This is a genomic window from Kitasatospora phosalacinea, from assembly GCF_000716545.1.
GTDB classification, from domain to species: Bacteria; Actinomycetota; Actinomycetes; order Streptomycetales; family Streptomycetaceae; genus Kitasatospora; species Kitasatospora phosalacinea.
The window spans coordinates 53,477-71,283 of record NZ_JNWZ01000034.1; the positions used below are offsets into that span (position 1 = coordinate 53,477).

Genomic DNA, 17,807 nt, shown 5'->3' on the forward strand with positions numbered 1-17,807 from the left:
GCCCCGGACCACGGTCGAGCGAAGGGGCAGGTCCCATTCTTGGCCAGATCTGACGTCGACTTGGCTGCTTCTCGCGGATTGCTCGTGGCTGGCCGGACGCCTCCGCCAGGATGGCCGGTGCCTCAAGGATACTTCGCGCTCCTGGTATCTGTGATGATTGCACCGGGCAATTGCGCAACAGGACATGGCCGCTGACGTTCCGTCGGGATGGTGCTGGATGGTGCTCCGGAAAGCTCGGCTGGCGGGTGCCGCGACGGCGGTGCTCGCCATCGGTTTCGTCGGCGTCGTGACGCTCGGCACGTACGCGGCCGGCGGGGTCCCCGGGCGCTCCTCCGCGCGCAACCCGGGGCTGTCCGGCGGGACGGTGCCGGCCGCGTACCGGGAGCAGATCCAGAAGTGGGGCGCGCTCTGCGCGGAGATCTCCGCGCCGATGCTGGCCGCCCAGCTCTACCAGGAGAGCGGCTTCGACCCGCAGGCCAAGAGCCCGGCCAGGGCGTACGGGATGGCCCAGTTCCTGGAGGCCACCTGGGCCACGTACGGGACGGACGGCGACGGCGACGGCAAGCGGGACATCTGGAACGCCTACGACGCCATCGCCTCCGCCGCCACCTACGACTGCGCGCTGGCCCGGGACGTGGACAAGGTGCCCGGCGACCGGCAGGCCAACATGCTGGCGGCGTACAACGCCGGTCCGTACGCTGTGATCGAGCACAAGGGGATCCCGCCGTACAAGGAGACCCAGGGCTACGTGCGCAGCATCCAGGCGCTGGCGAAGTCCTTCACGACGCCGGTCGACCCGGGCACCCGGTCGGCGCTCTCCAAGGAGGCGGCCGGGGCGATCTGGTTCGCGCAGGGCAAGCTGGGCACCGACTACCTGTGGGGCGGCACCGGGCAGACCTGGGAGGACGGGCGGTTCGACTGCTCGGGCCTGACCCAGGCCGCGTACGAGAGCGTCGGCATCCAGCTGCCCCGGGTCGCCAACGACCAGTGGTACGCCGGGCCGCACCCGTCCCGGGACCAACTGCTCCCCGGCGACCTGGTGTTCTTCGCCAACGACCTGGGGGACCCGCGCACCATCCACCACGTCGGCATCTACGTCGGCGGCGGGTACATGATCGACGCCCCGCACACCGGGGCCAAGGTGCGCTACGACACCATCGACCAGCGGGACTACATCGGCGCGACCCGGGTCACCTCGGACGGGGCCGCCGCGCTGCCCAACCGGAACCCGAACGACGGCACCATCACGAAGAGCGGGGGCCCGGTCGTCAGCTGACCCGACATGTGCACGCCCGGTGGACGGTGAGTCAAGTTTGCATAACAGTGCGTTTCGACGGAAACCGCGGCGGCCTTGATCGCGTTGACTGAGGAGGCTACCGGTCGTCCGCACCCGGAAGCACCACGATCTGGGACCACTGCGGAGAGCGGACAGGGAGGTGCGGCGTGCCGACGCTGCTCGCCGACGCCGGAACCGGTTCGGGCGACCCCGACCTCGGCCTGCTCAAGGCCGTCAACGGCCTGGCCGCCGACGCCCCCGGCTGGCTGGACTCACTGGTCGCCTGGACGGCCGAGTACGGCATCCTGCTCGGCCTGGCCGTGGTCGGCCTGGTCGCCTGGCTGAGCGCCCGCCGCCGCCCGGACGCCCCGGTCGCGGTGGCCGGCGTGCTGTGGGCGCCGCTGGCCGTCGCCATCGCCGAGCTCGCCAACCTGCCGATCTCCAAGCTCGTCGACCGGCCCCGCCCCTTCGTCAGCCACCCCGAGCTGGACGTCCTGGTGCCGGGCAAGGAGGACACGCTCTCCTTCGTCAGCGACCACTCGTCGATGTCCATGGCGATCGCGGTCGCCCTGTTCCTGGTCAACCGCAGGCTCGGCCTGGTCGCCGGCGCGCTCGCCCTGCTGCAGGGCTTCTGCCGGCTGTTCGTCGGCGTGCACTACCCGACCGACGTGATCGGCGGCTACGCGCTGGCCACCGCCGTGGTGCTGCTGCTCGCCCCGATCGCGATGGCCGTCCTGGTGCCGCTGTGCCACGCCCTGTCGCGCACCGCGCTGCGTCCGCTGGTGGTGGCCCGCGGCGCCGGCGCGGCTTCCGGCGGGCGCCGCTCGGCCGCGTCCGCCGCCCGCCGCCCGGGGCGCCGCCGGGGCCAGGACGAGCCGCGGCCGGGCCGGGACCGGGAGTCGGACCTCGCCGCCTGACCGGGCGCCCCTGCGGGGCGGCCGGGCGAGGGGGGCCGCTGGGCGGGGGCTCAGGCGACGTTGCTGTCCGCGCCGTTCTCCGCGAGGTGGCCCGCGGCGTCCCGCCGGGACTTGTCGCGGGAGCGCCGGCCGGGGGCGAACCAGCCGCAGCCGCACTGGGCGAAGCTGAACGAGCCGCGCTCCACCACCTCCACCCGGTGCTCGTCCGGGCGGTCGGTCCGTGATGCCCGGCCGGGTGCCTCCGGGCCCTGTTCTGCCACGCCCTTCACCGTATCCCGCCGGGGCGGCGCGGCTTCCCGTCCGTCCGGTGAACATCGGCGTAACCTTCCCCGCCCGGTCTCGTTCACCTGGCGAGCGCTCCGCCCATCCGGGGCGGTTGCTTGCCGGGTCATCCGGGCCCGAGGGGGTTGTCGAAGAAGTGAAGATGCTCAACCGCGCCGCCACCGCGGCCCTGCTCGTCACCGCACTGTCGGCCTGCACCGGCGGCGGGCAGGACCGGTCGTCCTCCGCCGACCAGCTGTCCCCGGACCCGCTGACGGCGGTCCGCTCGGCCGCCGACATCACCGGCCGGACGGGATCGGTGCGGGCGGCCACCGAGCTGATCACCGAGTCCGCCGAGAAGAAGGCGGTGTTCAACGGCGCCGGCGGCTACGACTACGTGAAGCGGATCGGCCGGCTGGAGATCGACGTCCCGCCCGGCGCCGCGACCACCGGGAAGATCACCGAGGTGGTGCTGCCCGGCACGGTGTACCTGCAGAACAGCGGCGCGAAGATCCCCGAGGGCAAGTGGGTCAAGCTGGACGTGCGCCAGCTCCCGGACGGCAACCTGGTCAGCTCGGGCGCGACCGACCCGGCCACCGCCGCGGGCGCGCTGCGCGGCGCGCAGCGCGCCGAGTTGGTCGGCACCGAGTCGGTGGGCGGCGTGGAGCTCAAGCACTACAGGGGCGCGCTGGACTTGGCGAAGGCCGCCGACGCGACCGGCGGCCGCGGGGCGGACGGGCTGCGGATGGCCGCCCAGACCTTCACCGTGAAGGAGGTCCCGTACGAGGCCTGGCTGGACGGCCAGGGCCGGCTGCACAAGGTGGTGGAGAACTTCACCTTCGCCGGGGTGGCCGGCTCCACCGCGGCGAAGGACCAGGTCAAGGTGGTCTCCACGCTGTCGCTCACCGACTTCGGCAAGCCGGTGGAGGCCGCCGAGCCCGCCGCCGCCGACATCTACTCGATGAAGGCCGACCCCTCGCCGAAGTGACCCGCGGTGCCGGGCCACCCGTTTCGGGCGGCAGAGATGGCCCGTCCGTGCCATGTGGCCCGGCCCGCCGCTGCCTACGCTGGTGGGGGCGGGCGAGCGGGGCGGCGGACGGGCGCGGAAGGGGTGGAGGCCATGGCATCCGGGGAGAGCGGCACCGGCGGCCACGACAGAACCGCGCTGGACGAGATCGACCTGACCGGCGAACTGATGATCGCCGCCTCGGCCAGCCGCGCGGAGCGACTGGCCGCCGAGCAGATCGACGAAGTCCTGCTGGCCCGGCGCGAACCGGACCTCCCGGCGAACGGGCCGCGCGACTGACCTGCGGTCAGCCGACCCGGCCGGGGCGGGCGTTCACCGGCTCAGGTGCGCAGCAGCCGGGCGATGGCGGCGCTGGCCTCGGCGACCTTGGCGTTCAGCTCCTCGCCGCCGTCCTCCGCGGCGGCCGCGGCGGCGACGCAGTGCCGCAGGTGCTCCTCCAGCAGGGAGAGCGCGAAGGACTGCAGCGCCTTGGTGGAGGCGGACACCTGGGTGAGGATGTCGATGCAGTACACGTCCTCGTCGACCATCCGCTGCAGGCCGCGGATCTGACCCTCGATCCGGCGCAGCCGCTTGAGGTGCGCCTCCTTCTCGCCGCTGTAGCCGTGCGGCCCGGCGGCGGCGCCGTGGCAGGCCGCCGGCGCGGTGTCGGTGCTCGGGGTGTCGATGGTGGTCATCCGGTCTGCCCTCTTGGTCTCGGTGCTCGGCCCGCCCCCGGCCCTCGGCCGGGAGGTACCCCCAGATCCAACACTCGGCACCGGCCTGGTGTTCCGCCGTCCGGGCGTCAGGTCAGAGATCCCCCTGCAGAGCGGGAGCAAACCGGCGTGTCGTGGGACACACTTAGGGCGCGCGTCGGCAACCCCGTGTTCATGGACGGGGGGCGTGCGCCTAGCATCGTCAAGTACCGACCCCGCACATCGGAGATTTCCGTGCGTTTTAGCCTGACCCCGAAGGAGACGAGCTTCTACGACATGTTCGCCGCCGCAGCGGAGAACCTCGTCGTCGGATCGAAGCTCCTGCTGGAACTGCTGGGCTCTGACGTGTCAGCCCGCGCGGAGATCGTCGAGCGCATGCGCGCCGCCGAGCACGCCGGTGACGACACCACCCATGCGATCTTCCACCAGCTGAACTCCTCGTTCATCACCCCGTTCGACCGGGAGGACATCTACAACCTGGCCTCCTCGCTGGACGACATCATGGACTTCATGGAGGAGGCCGTCGACCTGGTCGTGCTGTACGACATCGAGGTCCTCCCCAAGGGCGTCGAGCAGCAGATCGAGGTGCTGGCCCGGGCGGCCGAGCTGACCGCGGAGGCGATGCCCAACCTGCGGTCGATGTCGAACCTCACCGAGTACTGGATCGAGGTGAACCGGCTGGAGAACCAGGCGGACCAGATCCACCGCAAGCTGCTGGCCCACCTGTTCTCCGGCCAGTACGAGGCGATCGAGGTGCTGAAGCTCAAGCAGGTCGTGGACGTCCTCGAAGAGGCCGCCGACGCGTTCGAGCACGTGGCCAACACGGTGGAGACCATCGCCGTCAAGGAGTCCTGACCTCCGTGGACATGGCAGCACTGATCGTCGTCATCGGCGTCGCTTTCTTCTTCACGTACACGAACGGCTTCCACGACTCCGCCAACGCCATCGCCACCTCGGTCTCCACCCGGGCGCTGACCCCCCGGGCGGCACTGGCGATGGCCGCGGTGATGAACCTGGCGGGCGCGTTCCTCGGCAGCGGGGTCGCGAAGACCGTCTCCGAGGGGATCATCGAGACCCCGACCGGCAGCAAGGGCATGGCGATCCTGTTCTCGGCCCTGGTCGGGGCGATCGCCTGGAACCTGCTGACCTGGTACTTCGGCCTGCCCTCCTCCTCCTCGCACGCGCTGTTCGGCGGCATGGTGGGCGCGGCGCTGGCCGGCGGCATCGGGGTGGTCTGGCACGGCGTGGTCGACAAGATCATCGTTCCGATGATCGTCTCGCCGGTGGTCGGCCTGATCGGCGGCTTCCTGGTGATGCTGGCGATCCTGTGGATCTTCCGGCGGGCCAACCCGCACAAGGCCAAGCGCAACTTCCGGGTGGCGCAGACCGCCTCGGCGGCCGCGATGGCGCTGGCGCACGGCCTGCAGGACGCCCAGAAGACGATGGGCATCGTGGTGATGGCGCTGACCATCTCCGGCCACCAGTCCGGCAACGGCATCCCGATCTGGGTGAAGATCTCCTGCGCCGCGATGCTCTCGCTGGGCACCTACGCGGGCGGCTGGCGGATCATGCGCACCCTCGGCCGGAAGATCATCGAGCTGGACCCGCCGCAGGGCTTCGCCGCCGAGGCCACCGCCTCCGCGGTCATGTACGTCACCTCGTTCGTCTACGCGGCGCCGATCTCCACCACCCACGTGATCACCTCGGCGATCATGGGCGTGGGCGCCACCAAGCGGGTCCGCGCGGTCCGCTGGGGGGTGGCGAAGAACATCGTGATGGGCTGGTTCATCACCATGCCGGCGGCGGCGATCGTGGCCGCCGCGATGTACGGGATCGTCAACCTGCTGGTGCTGTGACCCGCACGGACGGTTGAACCACCGCGGCCGCCGGCCGCGAGCGCGCACGGGAAGGGCCCGCCCCCACGGCACGGGGGCGGGCCCTTCCTCCTGACTCCGCGGCGGCACCGCCATGCAGCGCCGCGGAGCGGTTCGTGCGGCGCGGGGCCGATCAGCCGAAGCGGCCGGAGATGTAGTCCTCGGTGGCCTGGACGGACGGGTTGGAGAAGATCCGCTGGGTGTCGTCCAGCTCGACCAGCTTGCCGGGCTGGCCGACGCCCGCCAGGTTGAAGAAGGCGGTGCGGTCGGAGACCCGGGCCGCCTGCTGCATGTTGTGGGTCACGATCACGATGGTGAACTGCGACTTGAGCTCGCCGATCAGGTCCTCGATGGCGAGGGTGGAGATCGGGTCGAGGGCCGAGCAGGGCTCGTCCATCAGCAGCACCTCGGGCTCGACCGCGATCGCCCGGGCGATGCACAGGCGCTGCTGTTGGCCGCCGGAGAGGCCCGCGCCGGGCTTGTTGAGGCGGTCCTTGACCTCGTTCCACAGGTTGGCGCCCTGCAGGGACTTCTCCACCACGCCGTCCAGCACGGACTTCTTCTTCACCCCGGCCAGCTTGAGGCCGGCCACCACGTTGTCGTAGATCGACATGGTGGGGAACGGGTTGGGGCGCTGGAACACCATGCCGACTGAGCGGCGGACGGCGACCGGGTCGACGTTCGCGCCGTACAGGTTCTCGTCGTCCAGCATCACCTTGCCCTCGACGCGGGCGCCGGGGATCACCTCGTGCATCCGGTTGAGGGTGCGCAGGAAGGTGGACTTGCCGCAGCCCGAGGGGCCGATGAAGGCGGTCACCGAACGGGGCTCGATGGTCATCGAGATGTCGTCGATGGCGCGGGTGGAACCGTAGTAGGCGGACAGTCCGCTGACGTCGATGCGCTTGGCCATGGTCTTTCGTCTTCTCTCGTCTGTTCGTACGTCAGTCGGTGTCAGTGCCCGCCCTTGGGCGAGCGCCAGCGCGCGATGCCCCGGGCAACGAGGTTGAGGGCCATCACGAAGGCGATCAGCACCAGGGCGGCGCCCCAGGCCCGCTGGTACCCGTAGTCGTTGTTGATCTGCGAGTACTGCTGCCAGATGTAGAGCGGGAGCGACTGCTGCGGCCCGTTGAACGGGTCGCTGTTGATGAAGTCGGCGCCGAACACCAGCATCATCACGGGGGCGGTCTCGCCGGTGATGCGGGCGACCGCCAGCATCACGCCGGTGGTGATGCCGCCCACGGCGGTGGGCAGGACGATCCGCAGGATGGTCTTCCACCTGGGCACGCCGAGCGCGTACGAGGCTTCGCGGAGCTCGTTCGGGACGAGCTTGAGCATCTCCTCGGTCGAGCGGACCACGACCGGCATCATCAGGATCGCCAGCGCGAGGCTGCCGGAGAAGCCGGAGTACTCGAAGCCGAGGGCGATGTTCCAGACGGAGAGGACGAACAGGCCGGCGACGACCGACGGGATGCCGGTCATGACGTCGACGAAGAAGGTGACCGCCTTGGCGAGCCGGCCGCGGCCGTACTCCACCAGGTAGACGGCGGTGAGCAGGCCGATCGGCGCGGCGATCAGGGTGGCCAGCAGGACCTGCTCGATGGTGCCGATGATGGCGTGGTAGATGCCGCCGTCCGGGCTGAGGGTGGCGACGACGCCCTTCATCGAGTGGGTGAGGAACTCGGGGCTGATCGCGCCGATGCCCTGCTGGACGGTGTAGACGGTCAGCGAGACCAGCGGCACCACGGCGCAGACGAAGGAGACCCAGACCAGCGAGGTGGCGAACCGGTCCCTGGCCTGGCGGCGGCCCTCGACCGAGGCCGAGACGGTGTAGCTGACGGCCAGGAAGAGCAGCGCGGAGATCAGGCCCCACTGCACGTGGCTCTTGAGGCCGGCGGCGGCGCCGATGCCGCAGCCGAGGGCGATCGAGGCGACGGCGGTGCCGGCCGGCGCCCAGCGGGGCAGCCGGGCCGCGGTCAGCCGCTGGGTGAGCTGCGGCGGAGTGGCGTCGGTGATGGTCACGGTGCTCACGCGGCGGCCCCCGAGTACTCCTTGCGACGGGCGATGATCATGCGGGCCGCGCCGTTCACCAGCAGGGTGATGACGAACAGGACCAGGCCGGAGGCCATCAGGGCGTCCCGGCCCAGCGGCTGGGCCTCGTTGAACTTCAGCGCGATGTTCTGCGCGAAGGTGCCGCCGCCCGGGTCGAGCAGGTGCAGCGACAGCACGCTGTTGGTGGAGAGCACGGTGGCGACCGCGATGGTCTCGCCGAGCGCGCGGCCCAGGCCGAGCATCGACGCGGAGATGATGCCGGGGCGGCCGAAGGGCAGCACCGCGGTGCGGATCATCTCCCAGCGGGTCGCGCCGAGCGCGAGCGCCGCCTCCTCGTGCATCCGCGGGACCTGCCGGAAGACCTCGCGGGTGACCGCGGTGATGATCGGCAGCACCATGATCGCGAGCAGGATGCCGACGGTGAACAGGTTGCGCGCCGGGACGCCGGCGCTGGACTGGTCGAAGAGGTACGTCCAGCCGAGGTACTGGTCCATCCAGCTGGTCAGGCCGTCCATGTGCGGGACGAGGAACAGCACGCCCCACAGGCCGTAGACGATGGACGGGACGGCGGCCAGCAGGTCCACCAGGTAGGCGAAGGGCTGGGCGATCCGGCGGGGCGCGTAGTGCGAGATGAACAGCGCGATGCCGACCGCGACCGGGACCGCGATGATCATCGCGATCAGCGCGCTGACCAGGGTGCCGAAGGTGAGGACGGCGATGCCGAACACCGGCTTCGCGGCGTCCGGGGTCCACTCGAAGCTGGTGAGGAAGTTGCCCTCGTTCTTGCCCAGGGCGAGGAAGGAGCGGTAGGCGAGGAAGCCTGCGATGGCGGCCATGATGACCAGCAGCAGGATGCCCGAGCCCCGCGAGAGGTTGAAGAAGACGCTGTCGCCGCGGCGGCTGTCGCCCCGGCTCCGTCGAGCCCGTCCCCGCGCGTCGGCGGGGGGTGCAGAAGTCATGATCGTTTACTCCGGTCTGGCGGCGCTGCCCCGCGGAGGGCGGCACCTTGGCGGCGGTGCCCCGGACGTTCTCGTGGTGTGTGGGTGGTGCGCTGCGGCGAACGCCCCGGCCGGACGGCCCCTCCCCCCTCCTTGGGGGGCCGTCCGGCCGGTCGCCGCTCAGGCTCAGGCCAGGGCGTCGATCTGGGTCTTGACCTTGGTCGCGAGCTCGGCCGGCAGCGGCACGTAGCCGACCGCGCCGATGGCCTGCTGGCCGGCGTCGCTGACGGTGTAGTTCAGGAAGGACTTCAGGACCGGCAGGGTCTCGGCCTTGTTGCCCTTGTCGCAGACGATCTCGTAGGTGACCAGGGTGATCGGGTAGTTGCCCTCGGCCTTGGTCGCGTAGTCGATGTCCAGCGCCAGGTCGGCACCGGTGCCGGTGACCTTGGCGGAGGCCAGGGTGGCGGCGGCGTTGGCGGCGGTGGCCTCGACCGGCTTGGAGGCGCCGGTGTTGATCGCGGCGCTGTTCAGCTTGTTGGTCTGGGCGTAGGAGAGCTCGACGTAGGAGATCGAGTTCTTGGTCTGCTTGACCAGGGCCGCGACGCCGGCCGAGCCGTTCGCGGACTGGCCGCCCTGGCCCGCCCAGGCCTTGGCCGCCGGGTACTTCCAGTTGCCGCCGCCGGCCTTGGCCAGGTAGCCGGTCAGGTTGGCGGTGGTGCCGGAGTCCTCCGAGCGGTGGATCGCCTGGATGTCGGCGGCCGGGAGGTTCACGCCCGGGTTCAGGGCGGCGATCGCCGGGTCGTTCCACTTGGTGATCTGCGAGTCGAAGATCTTCGCCAGGGTCGGGCCGTCCACGACCAGCTTGTCGACGCCCTCGATGTTGAAGACGATCGAGACCAGGCCGCCGACCATCGGGAGGTCGATCGCCTGGCCGCCGGTGCAGACCGCCTTCGAGGCGTCGACCTCGGCCGGCTTGAGGGCCGAGTCGGAGCCCGCGAAGGCGATCTTGCCCTGGTTGAACTGGGTGACGCCGGCACCGGAGCCGCCGCCGGAGTAGGTCAGGGTGGCGCTGGAGCAGGCGGCGCTGTAGGCGGCCTTCCAGACGTCGATGGCCGGAGCCTGCGCGGTCGAACCGGCGCCCAGCAGCTGACCGCCCTTGTCGGCACAGACGATCTTGGCCGGGGCGGCCGCCGTCGAACCACCGGAGGCGGAGGAGCCCGAGGTGTTGTTCGAGCTGTTGTCGTCCGTGCCGCAAGCCGAGAGCGACAGCGTGGAGACGAGCGCGACGGCACCGATGGCGAGGGCCTTGGAGCGGCCGTTCCGCAGGTTCACTGGGTGTCCCTTTCTGAGGCAATGCCGGTCTGGGAGCGACCGGTTTTGCTGTGGTCCGGGGCCCTGTCCGGCCCTCCGGTAATCCAGAAGTTAGGCAGGACAGGTGACGCGTCAGCCCGACGCAAATGAACGGGGAGTGAACCTCGAAGGGACGTCAGGAAACTGCGGCCGGTAGTAACGGTTGCGTCACGGTGGGGGCGCGGTGAGATCACCCGCACGACCCGTGCGGACCACCCGGACGGCCCTCAACCGAGCAGCAGCTCCAGCAGCGCGTCCACCAGCACCCGGTCCCGCGGGTGGGTCAGCCGCTCCCTGGCGCGCTTCGGCGGCAGCCACTCCAGCCGGTCCACCTCCCGGTTGGGCCGGAACGAGCCACCCGTCGGCACCGCCGACCAGTACCGGACCTCCTTCGGCCGGCCGTGCGCCAGGTAGTGCTGCGCCGGCAGCTCCGGGCCCAGCACGCAGCGCATCCCGGTCTCCTCCAGCACCTCGCGCAGCGCCGCCGCCCGCCAGCCCTCGCCCGGGTCCAGCTTCCCCTTCGGCAGGCTCCAGTCGTCGTACTTGGGCCGGTGCACCAGCGCGATCCGCGGCTTCTTGCGGCCCTTGCCGCCCTTCTTCGGCGGCCCCGGCACCCACAGCACCGCCCCCGCCGCCAGCACCGTCGAACGGGAGCCCGCCGCCGGACGGCGGTCGAGCCGGACCCCGCCCGACCGGGCCGGGGCGCGGTCGGGCGGGGAGGAGCGGTCTGGCATGAGCGGTACGCGGTCCATCCGGGCAGGGGGAACAGGGGCTCAGTCCGGCAGCACCGCCACCGGGCCGACCAGCCCGGGCGCCACCCCCGGCCACTGGCGCCCGAAAGCGTACCGGGCCGACTCCACCTCCAGGCGCTGGTCCGCGTGCACCACGCCCAGCACGTACGCCGTCGCCGGGGTGATCCGCGGCGTGCGCGCCGCCGTCGCCACCGTCGCCGCCGCGTCCGACGCCTCCTGGTGCCGCGCCAGCACCCCGTCCAGCTCCGCCAGGCCCTCGCCCGGCGCCCCGCACACCTCCAGCGCGTACCTGGCCCGCTTCACCAGGATCCGGGCCCGCAGCCACGGCGCGTCGTCCGCCGCCAGCGCCGCGTCCGCGTCCGCCGCCGCCGCGCGCGCCGCCGGGACCGCGCCCGGCTCCGCCGGCCCCGCGCCCAGCCGGTGCAGCCCCGTCCCGCCGTACGCCCGCGCCGACCGCCGCCACGGCAGCCGCTCGCCCGCCCCCAGCAGCGCGCCCAGCGCCGCTGCGGTCTGCGGCAGCAGCGCCGCCGCCGGCTCCGCGGCCGCCGGCGCCACCAGCGGCACGTCCCCCGCCAGCAGCGTCATCCGGTCCGCCAGCGCGTGCAGCCGGGCCGAACGCAGCTCCTGCAGCAGCGCGGTGTGCGCCCTGGTCCTGGCCAGCGTCAGCTGCCGCTCCAGCAGCGCCCGGGCCTTGGGCGCGCCCGCGTGCCCGGCCAGCATGCCCGCCGCGTCCGGAGAGGTGTCGGCCAGCGAGTCCAGCGCGCCCAGCAGCCGCACCGCCCGCCGCTGGTAGCCCGGCTCCTGCGCCAGCAGGTTCAACAGCCAGCGCAGCTCGGTGCGCGACTCCTGCGCCCACTGCGGCTCGAACACCGCCGCGAAGGTGTGCAGCGCCCCGCCGACCCGGCGCACCACCCGCAGCAGGTCGTCCGCGGCCCGCGCCGACGCCGGGAGCGCCCCCGGTCTGGACCCCGCCTCGCCTACCGCCTGCGGCAGGGCGCGCAGGAACGCGCCCGCCTGGGCGGTCAGGTAGCCGGCAAGGACCTCCCCGGCGGTCGCGGCGCGCGCCACCGGGGCCGTCGTCGGCGCATCGGTCATGGCTGTGGCTCTCCCCGTTTCCCCTCCCTGGGCCTGCCCCAGGGGTGCAGTCCGCCCGCGCCGGGGCTCCCGGCACGGGCGGGGTGCCGCTCAGCGCGCGGCGGCGGAGCCGCGGTTGCGGCGGCGCGAGTCGATCAGCAGGTCCTGGACGTGGCGCAGCGGCCGGCCCTCGGCGTCCTGCGCGTGCCTGGTCCAGGTGCCGTCCCCGCCCAGGTGCCAGGAGTCGGTCTCGTCCGAGACGCCCAGCTCCAGCAGGCCGTTCAGCTCGGCCCGGTGCGCCGGGTCGGTGACCCGCACCAGCGCCTCTATCCGGCGGTCCAGGTTGCGGTGCATCATGTCGGCGCTGCCGATCCACACCTCCGGGTCGCCCCCGTTGCCGAACACGAACACCCGGGAGTGCTCCAGGAACCGCCCGAGTATCGACCGCACCCGGACGTTCTCGCTCAGCCCCGGCACGCCCGGCCGGATCGCGCAGATCCCGCGCACCCACACGTCCACCGGCACCCCGGCCTGCGAGGCCCGGTACAGCGCGTCGATCACCACCTCGTCGACGATCGAGTTGACCTTGATCCGGACGAAGGCCGGCCGCCCGGCCCGGTGGTGCGCGATCTCCCCGTTGATCCGCGCCACCAGCCCGTCCCGCAGCCCGCGCGGCGCGGTCAGCAGCCGCCGGTACGACTCGCGCCGCGAGTACCCCGACAGCCGGTTGAACAGGTCGCTCAGGTCGGCGCCGACCTGCGGGTCGGCCGTCAGCAGGCCCAGGTCCTCGTACAGCCGGGCCGTCTTCGGGTGGTAGTTGCCGGTGCCCACGTGCGAGTAGCGGCGCAGCGTGTCGCCCTCCTGGCGGACCACCAGCGACAGCTTGCAGTGCGTCTTCAGCCCGACCAGGCCGTACACCACGTGGCAGCCGGACTCCTCCAGCTTCCGGGCCCACTTGATGTTCGCCTGCTCGTCGAACCTGGCCTTGATCTCCACCAGCACCAGCACCTGCTTGCCGGACTCCGCCGCGTCGATCAACGCGTCCACGATCGGCGAGTCGCCGGAGGTGCGGTACAGCGTCTGCTTGATCGCCAGCACGTGCGGGTCCGCGGCGGCCTGCTCCAGGAACGCCTGCACCGAGGTGGAGAACGAGTCGTACGGGTGGTGCAGCAGCACGTCCCGCTCGCGCATCGCCCCGAAGATGTCCGGCAGCGTCGCCGACTCCACGTCGGTCAGCCCGCGCGCCGTGCCCGCCACGAACTTCGGGTACTTCAACTCCGGCCGGTCCAGGTCGGCGATCCCGAACAGCCCGGTCAGGTCCAGCGGCCCGGGCAGCGGGAAGACCTCCGCCTCGGTGATGTTCAGCTCCCGCACCAGCAGGTCCAGGATGTACGGGTCGATCGACTCCTCGACCTCCAGGCGCACCGGCGGGCCGAAGCGGCGCCGCATCAGCTCCTTCTCCAGCGCCTTCAGGATGTTCTCGGTGTCGTCCTCCTCCACCTCCAGGTCCTCGTTGCGGGTGACCCGGAACGCGTGGTGGGCGAGCACCTCCATCCCCGGGAACAGCTCCTCCAGGTGCGCCCCCATCACGTCCTCCAGCGGCACGTACCGCTGCGGCGACGCCTCCAGGAACCTCGACAGCGACTGCGGGACCTTCACCCGGGCGAAGTGCTTGTGCCCCGACACCGGGTTGCGCACCACCACCGCCAGGTTCAGCGACAGCCCCGATATGTACGGGAACGGGTGCGCCGGGTCGACCGCCAGCGGCGTCAGGACGGGGAAGATCTGCTGCCGGAACAGCGTGTGCAGCCGGGCCTGCTCGGTCTCCGCCAAGTCCGGCCAGCGCACCAGTTCGATGCCCTCGGCCGCCAGGTCCGGCAGCACCTCCTGCTGGAACGTCGCCGCGTGGCGCGCCATCAGCTCGCGCGAGCGCCGCCAGATCTGGTCCAGCACCTCGCGCGGCTGCAGGCCCGACGCCGAGCGCTGCGCCACCCCGGTGGCGATCCGGCGCTTGAGGCCGGCCACCCGCACCATGAAGAACTCGTCCAGGTTGGACGCGAAGATCGCCAGGAACTTGGCCCGCTCCAGCAGCGGGATGTCCGGGTCCTCCGCGAGCTCCAGCACCCGCTCGTTGAACGCCAGCCAGCTGCGCTCGCGGTCCAGGAAGCGGCCCTGCGGCAGTTCCCCCTCCTCCGCGCCGCCCGACGCCCCCGACGGGAAGGCCGCCGTCACCGCCGCGGGCAGCGCCGTCGCCGCCCGCGGCGACTCGGCCGCGGACCCGGGCTTGGCGTCCGTCCTGGCGCCGGACTCGGGCTCGGTCCCGGCGTCGGACCTGGGCTCGACCGACCTGCCCTTGCCGCGCGCCGGCACCGCGCGCGGCCGCACCTCCTTGCCCGACTCCTTGCCCGCGTCCTTGCCGGCGGCGACCCTGCCGCCGGCACCGGACCCGGTCCTGACACCCGACCGCACGGCCGGCTTCTGCTCACTACCGCGCTCGGCCGGGTCGGCCGAGCCGGAGACGGGGCGGGGGATGCTCATCGGTTCCAGCTCCTCCTGCAGGACGCGGCCCCGGCGGGGCGCAGGGCATGACTCCGCAGGCTGCTCGTCATCGTCGAGCCAGGTCCACCCGCCCGGCGGCGCCGGGACCCGCCCGAACGGGCGGTGGGTGGAGCGGTGACGCGGACGCGGCAATACGGACGACATTCTGTGATCTTCGCGGCGTCAATTGAATCCACGGTAAACACCGCATGGCCAGGAGGAAAGCTGAGTCCGTCGCCCCTGTGGCCGTCGGCGGACGCTCCTCTCCGCCCGCGTTCGACCAGCTCAGCGCGGGCCGGACGGCTCCCACCGGTACATGAGGTCGACCTCGTGGACGGTGAAACCCAACCGCTCGTACACCCGGACGGCGGCCGCGTTGTCCGCGTCCACGTACAGCATCACCGTCGGCAGGCCGCGATCCAGGACCAGGTGTCGCAGACCCACCGCCGTCAACGCCTTACCCAGGCCATTACCCTGCTCGGCCGGATCCACCCCCACCACGTACACCTCGCCCGGGCCGTCCGGCTGGGTCTTCGTCCAGTGGAAGCCCACCAGCCGGCCGTCCCGCTCCGCCAGGAAGAAGCCCTTCGGGTCGAACCACGGCTCGGCGATCCGCTCCGCCAGGTCGCGCTGCGTCCAGGAGCCCTGCTCCGGGTGGTGCGCGAAGGCCAGCGCGTTCAGCGCGAGCCAGGACGCCTCGTCCCGGCCCGGCTCGAACGTCCGCAGCTCGACGCCCGCCGGCAGCGGCACCGCGTCCGGCGCCGGTGCGGTGCGCCGCATCTGCCGCAGCTCGCGCACCAGCACCGCCCCGTGCACCCCGGCCAGGTGCCGGGCGGCCGGGAGGCCGCCGTGCGCCCAGAAGTCCAGCCCGGCGTCGGCCCCGGGCCCGGCCAGCACCTCGCGCACCAGCTCGCCGCCCAGGCCCCGGCCGCGCTCGGCCGGGGCCACCGTCAGCTCCACCGTCCCCGGCCCGGCCCCCTCGACCTGCGCGTAGCCGACCACGGCGCCGTCCACCGACTGCACCAGGTGCCGCACGCCCTCGCGCGGGCTGTCCGGCCGGATCCGCAGCCGCCCGGCCTCCGACACCGCCTCCCGGCCGTCCGCCCGGGCCGCCGCCGCGAGCAGTTCCCGCACCTCACCGGCCTGCCCGGGCGTCAGCGCCTCGACCCGCTCGACCCGGCCCGCACCTGACGTGTTCTCAGAAATCCGCATGCGGCGAGCCTACGTTCTCCGCTCCGCTTCCAGCAGGGCTCCGGTACCGTCACGGCCCCGGCCAGGCCGCCAGCGCCAGTTCGGCCGTCGCGGCCAGCTCCGCCGCGTCCGCCCCGTCCCTGGCCCGCTGCGACATGCCCTGCAGCACCGCCCCGAAGTACCGGGCCAGCGCCGCCGGGGACACCCCCGCCGGCAGCTCGCCCAGCCGCCCGGCGTCCGCCAGCCGCTCCTCGAACAGCCGCAGGTTCGCCGCCCGCAGCCCGCGCAGGAACTCCGCCACCTCCTCGTCCTGGGCCGCGATGTTCACCGCCGCACTGATCACCAGGCACCCCGCCGGGTGCGCCGGATCCGGGTAGATCCGGGCCGCCTCCCGCAGGATCCGGGCGAACGCCGCCCGCGCCGACGCCTCCTCGGCCAGTGCCACCGCCACGAACTCCCCCGCCGGGGAGCTCCCGTACGCCTCCACCACCTCGCGGAACAGCGCCGCCTTGTCACCGAACGCCGCGTACAGGCTGCCCGGCTTGATCCCCATCGCCCCGGTCAGCTCGCCCACCGAGGTCGCCTGGTAGCCGCGCTCCCAGAACAGCCTGGTCGCCGCCGCCAGCACCGCCGCCCGGTCGAAGGCCGGCGGCCGGCCCCGCTTCGCCGCCGTCCCGGTCGCGCCCGCCTTCTCCACTGCCATGCCGACCATTTTAGAGCGGTCGCTCAAGAAAGGCGTCGAGGCGTGCTAATTTTCTTCTTGAGCGATCACTCAAGAAATGAGCGACGCCGAGAGAAGGGACCCACCATGCCCGCACGCCCGCTCGACGGCCGGACCGCCCTGGTCACCGGCGCCTCCCGGGGCATCGGCCGCGCCATCGCCGAACGCCTCGCCCGGGACGGCGCCACCGTCGCACTCACCTACGCCCGCGACCGGGCCGCCGCCACCGCCGTCCTCGACGGCATCCGCAGCCGCGGCGGCCGCGCCTTCCCGGTCCACGCCCCGCTCGGCACCCACGGCGACGCCGCCCGGCTCTGGGCCGCGTACGACGACGCCCGGGCCGGACACCTGGACGACCCGGGCATCGACATCCTGGTCAACAACGCCGGCATCGGCCGCAGCGCCGCCCTCGCCGACCTCACCGAGGAAGCCTTCGACGAGGTCTTCGCCGTCAACGTCCGCGCCCCGTTCTTCCTCGTCCAGCAGGCCCTGCCCCGCCTGCGCGACGGCGGCCGCGTCATCAACATCTCCAGCGGCGTCGCCCGCATCGCGATGCCCGAGATCATCGCCTACGCCGCCACCAAGGGCGCCCTGGACACCTTCACGCTCAACCTCGCCAAGGAACTCGGATCCCGCGGCATCACCGCCAACTCCGTCCACCCCGGCATCGTCGACACCGACATCAACGCGGCCTGGCTCCGCGACGACCCCGCCGCCCGGGCCCACGCCGCCTCCCTCGCCGCCCTGGGCCGCGTCGCCGACCCCGCCGACATCGCCGACGTCGTCGCCTTCCTCGCCTCCCACGACGCCCGCTGGGTCACCGGCCGGATCATCGACGCCACCGGCGGCGCCGGCCTCTGACGCTCCGCCACCACCGTCCGCCCGCCCATCGGTTCAGGTTCAGGTTCAGTAGACGGGTGCCGACCGCTCCAGTTCGTCATCCGGCACCGCCGCGACCACCCACACCCCGGTGAACCCCGTCGCGTTCCCCCTCCGTCCGACCCTGCGGATCCGGAAACGCAGAAAGGGCCCCAGCCTGACGGCTGGAGCCCTTTCTCTGAAAGATTGTTCGGCGGCGTCCTACTCTCCCACAGGGTCCCCCCTGCAGTACCATCGGCGCTGTGAGGCTTAGCTTCCGGGTTCGGAA

General features: G+C 72.4%; 18 protein-coding genes and 1 rRNA gene. 7 read left to right on the forward strand and 12 right to left on the reverse strand.

The features are described 5' to 3' along the window. The first annotated feature begins 217 nt into the window (after window positions 1-217). Entirely contained in the window at window positions 218-1,276 is a 1,059-nt protein-coding gene (locus OO48_RS18670) for a bifunctional lytic transglycosylase/C40 family peptidase (RefSeq protein ID WP_033217658.1), read from the forward strand. Between the two features lie 167 nt (window positions 1,277-1,443). Then, window positions 1,444-2,193 (forward strand): phosphatase PAP2 family protein, encoded by a 750-nt coding sequence (locus tag OO48_RS18675; protein ID WP_051732288.1) that lies wholly within the window; start codon window positions 1,444-1,446, stop codon window positions 2,191-2,193. A 50-nt stretch (window positions 2,194-2,243) separates the two neighbouring features. Here OO48_RS18675 and OO48_RS38405 read toward each other — a convergent pair whose 3' ends face one another. After that, window positions 2,244-2,453, reverse strand: a complete 210-nt coding sequence (locus OO48_RS38405) for a hypothetical protein (RefSeq protein WP_033217710.1) — start codon at window positions 2,451-2,453, stop codon at window positions 2,244-2,246. Between the two features lie 164 nt (window positions 2,454-2,617). Between OO48_RS38405 and OO48_RS18685 the strand changes: the two genes are divergently transcribed. Beyond that, window positions 2,618-3,442, forward strand: a complete 825-nt coding sequence (locus OO48_RS18685; protein ID WP_033217712.1) for an SCO4651 family lipoprotein — start codon at window positions 2,618-2,620, stop codon at window positions 3,440-3,442. A gap of 132 nt (window positions 3,443-3,574) precedes the next feature. Further along, the gene (locus OO48_RS18690) at window positions 3,575-3,760 is read left to right on the forward strand and encodes a hypothetical protein (protein WP_051732291.1); all 186 of its coding nucleotides are present in this window, start codon (window positions 3,575-3,577) and stop codon (window positions 3,758-3,760) included. A 41-nt stretch (window positions 3,761-3,801) separates the two neighbouring features. Here the strand turns inward: OO48_RS18690 and OO48_RS18695 are convergent, their stop codons facing one another. Then, window positions 3,802-4,155: a metal-sensitive transcriptional regulator gene (locus OO48_RS18695; RefSeq protein WP_033217661.1), complete on the reverse strand. Its 354-nt coding sequence runs from the start codon at window positions 4,153-4,155 to the stop codon at window positions 3,802-3,804. Between the two features lie 252 nt (window positions 4,156-4,407). Here OO48_RS18695 and OO48_RS18700 point away from each other — a divergent pair, with 252 nt between their 5' ends. Further along, complete coding sequence (locus OO48_RS18700; RefSeq protein ID WP_033217662.1) at window positions 4,408-5,028, forward strand: DUF47 domain-containing protein; 621 nt, start codon at window positions 4,408-4,410, stop codon at window positions 5,026-5,028. Between the two features lie 5 nt (window positions 5,029-5,033). Further along, window positions 5,034-6,029 (forward strand): inorganic phosphate transporter, encoded by a 996-nt coding sequence (locus OO48_RS18705; RefSeq protein ID WP_033217663.1) that lies wholly within the window; start codon window positions 5,034-5,036, stop codon window positions 6,027-6,029. A 151-nt stretch (window positions 6,030-6,180) separates the two neighbouring features. On the opposite strand, the gene pstB is transcribed toward OO48_RS18705, so the two are convergent. The 9 genes from pstB to OO48_RS18750 form a co-directional block, all read right to left on the reverse strand. Further along, a complete protein-coding gene (gene pstB / locus OO48_RS18710) occupies window positions 6,181-6,957 on the reverse strand; it encodes a phosphate ABC transporter ATP-binding protein PstB (RefSeq protein ID WP_033217664.1) in 777 nt (258 codons plus the stop codon). A gap of 41 nt (window positions 6,958-6,998) precedes the next feature. Next, window positions 6,999-8,075 (reverse strand): phosphate ABC transporter permease PstA, encoded by a 1,077-nt coding sequence (gene pstA, locus OO48_RS18715; protein WP_033217666.1) that lies wholly within the window; start codon window positions 8,073-8,075, stop codon window positions 6,999-7,001. Then, a complete protein-coding gene (gene pstC, locus OO48_RS18720; protein WP_033217671.1) occupies window positions 8,072-9,055 on the reverse strand; it encodes a phosphate ABC transporter permease subunit PstC in 984 nt (327 codons plus the stop codon). Before pstC ends, pstA begins: the two co-directional genes overlap by 4 nt. 165 nt (window positions 9,056-9,220) lie before the next feature. Next, window positions 9,221-10,366, reverse strand: a complete 1,146-nt coding sequence (gene pstS / locus OO48_RS18725) for a phosphate ABC transporter substrate-binding protein PstS (protein ID WP_033217677.1) — start codon at window positions 10,364-10,366, stop codon at window positions 9,221-9,223. Window positions 10,367-10,611: 245 nt separating this feature from the next. Beyond that, window positions 10,612-11,118, reverse strand: coding sequence for an NUDIX hydrolase (locus tag OO48_RS18730; RefSeq protein WP_106970353.1), 507 nt, complete (start codon window positions 11,116-11,118; stop codon window positions 10,612-10,614). A gap of 39 nt (window positions 11,119-11,157) precedes the next feature. Further along, on the reverse strand, window positions 11,158-12,231 hold the full coding sequence (locus OO48_RS18735; RefSeq protein ID WP_051732290.1) for a CHAD domain-containing protein: 1,074 nt from the start codon (window positions 12,229-12,231) through the stop codon (window positions 11,158-11,160). 90 nt (window positions 12,232-12,321) lie between these two features. Continuing rightward, window positions 12,322-14,748: an RNA degradosome polyphosphate kinase gene (locus tag OO48_RS18740; RefSeq protein ID WP_033217680.1), complete on the reverse strand. Its 2,427-nt coding sequence runs from the start codon at window positions 14,746-14,748 to the stop codon at window positions 12,322-12,324. Window positions 14,749-15,033: 285 nt separating this feature from the next. Next, entirely contained in the window at window positions 15,034-15,960 is a 927-nt protein-coding gene (gene mshD, locus OO48_RS18745) for a mycothiol synthase (RefSeq protein WP_033217681.1), read from the reverse strand. Between the two features lie 49 nt (window positions 15,961-16,009). Further along, the gene (locus tag OO48_RS18750; protein WP_033217717.1) at window positions 16,010-16,642 is read right to left on the reverse strand and encodes a TetR/AcrR family transcriptional regulator; all 633 of its coding nucleotides are present in this window, start codon (window positions 16,640-16,642) and stop codon (window positions 16,010-16,012) included. 105 nt (window positions 16,643-16,747) lie between these two features. On the opposite strand from OO48_RS18750, the gene OO48_RS18755 reads away from it, so the two are divergent. Further along, window positions 16,748-17,521 carry an SDR family oxidoreductase gene (locus tag OO48_RS18755; protein WP_033217685.1) on the forward strand — a complete coding sequence of 258 codons (774 nt, stop codon included), beginning with the start codon at window positions 16,748-16,750 and terminating at the stop codon, window positions 17,519-17,521. A 206-nt stretch (window positions 17,522-17,727) separates the two neighbouring features. Here OO48_RS18755 and rrf read toward each other — a convergent pair. Continuing rightward, window positions 17,728-17,807: ribosomal RNA gene (rrf, locus tag OO48_RS18760) — 5S ribosomal RNA — on the reverse strand; the annotation flags it as partial.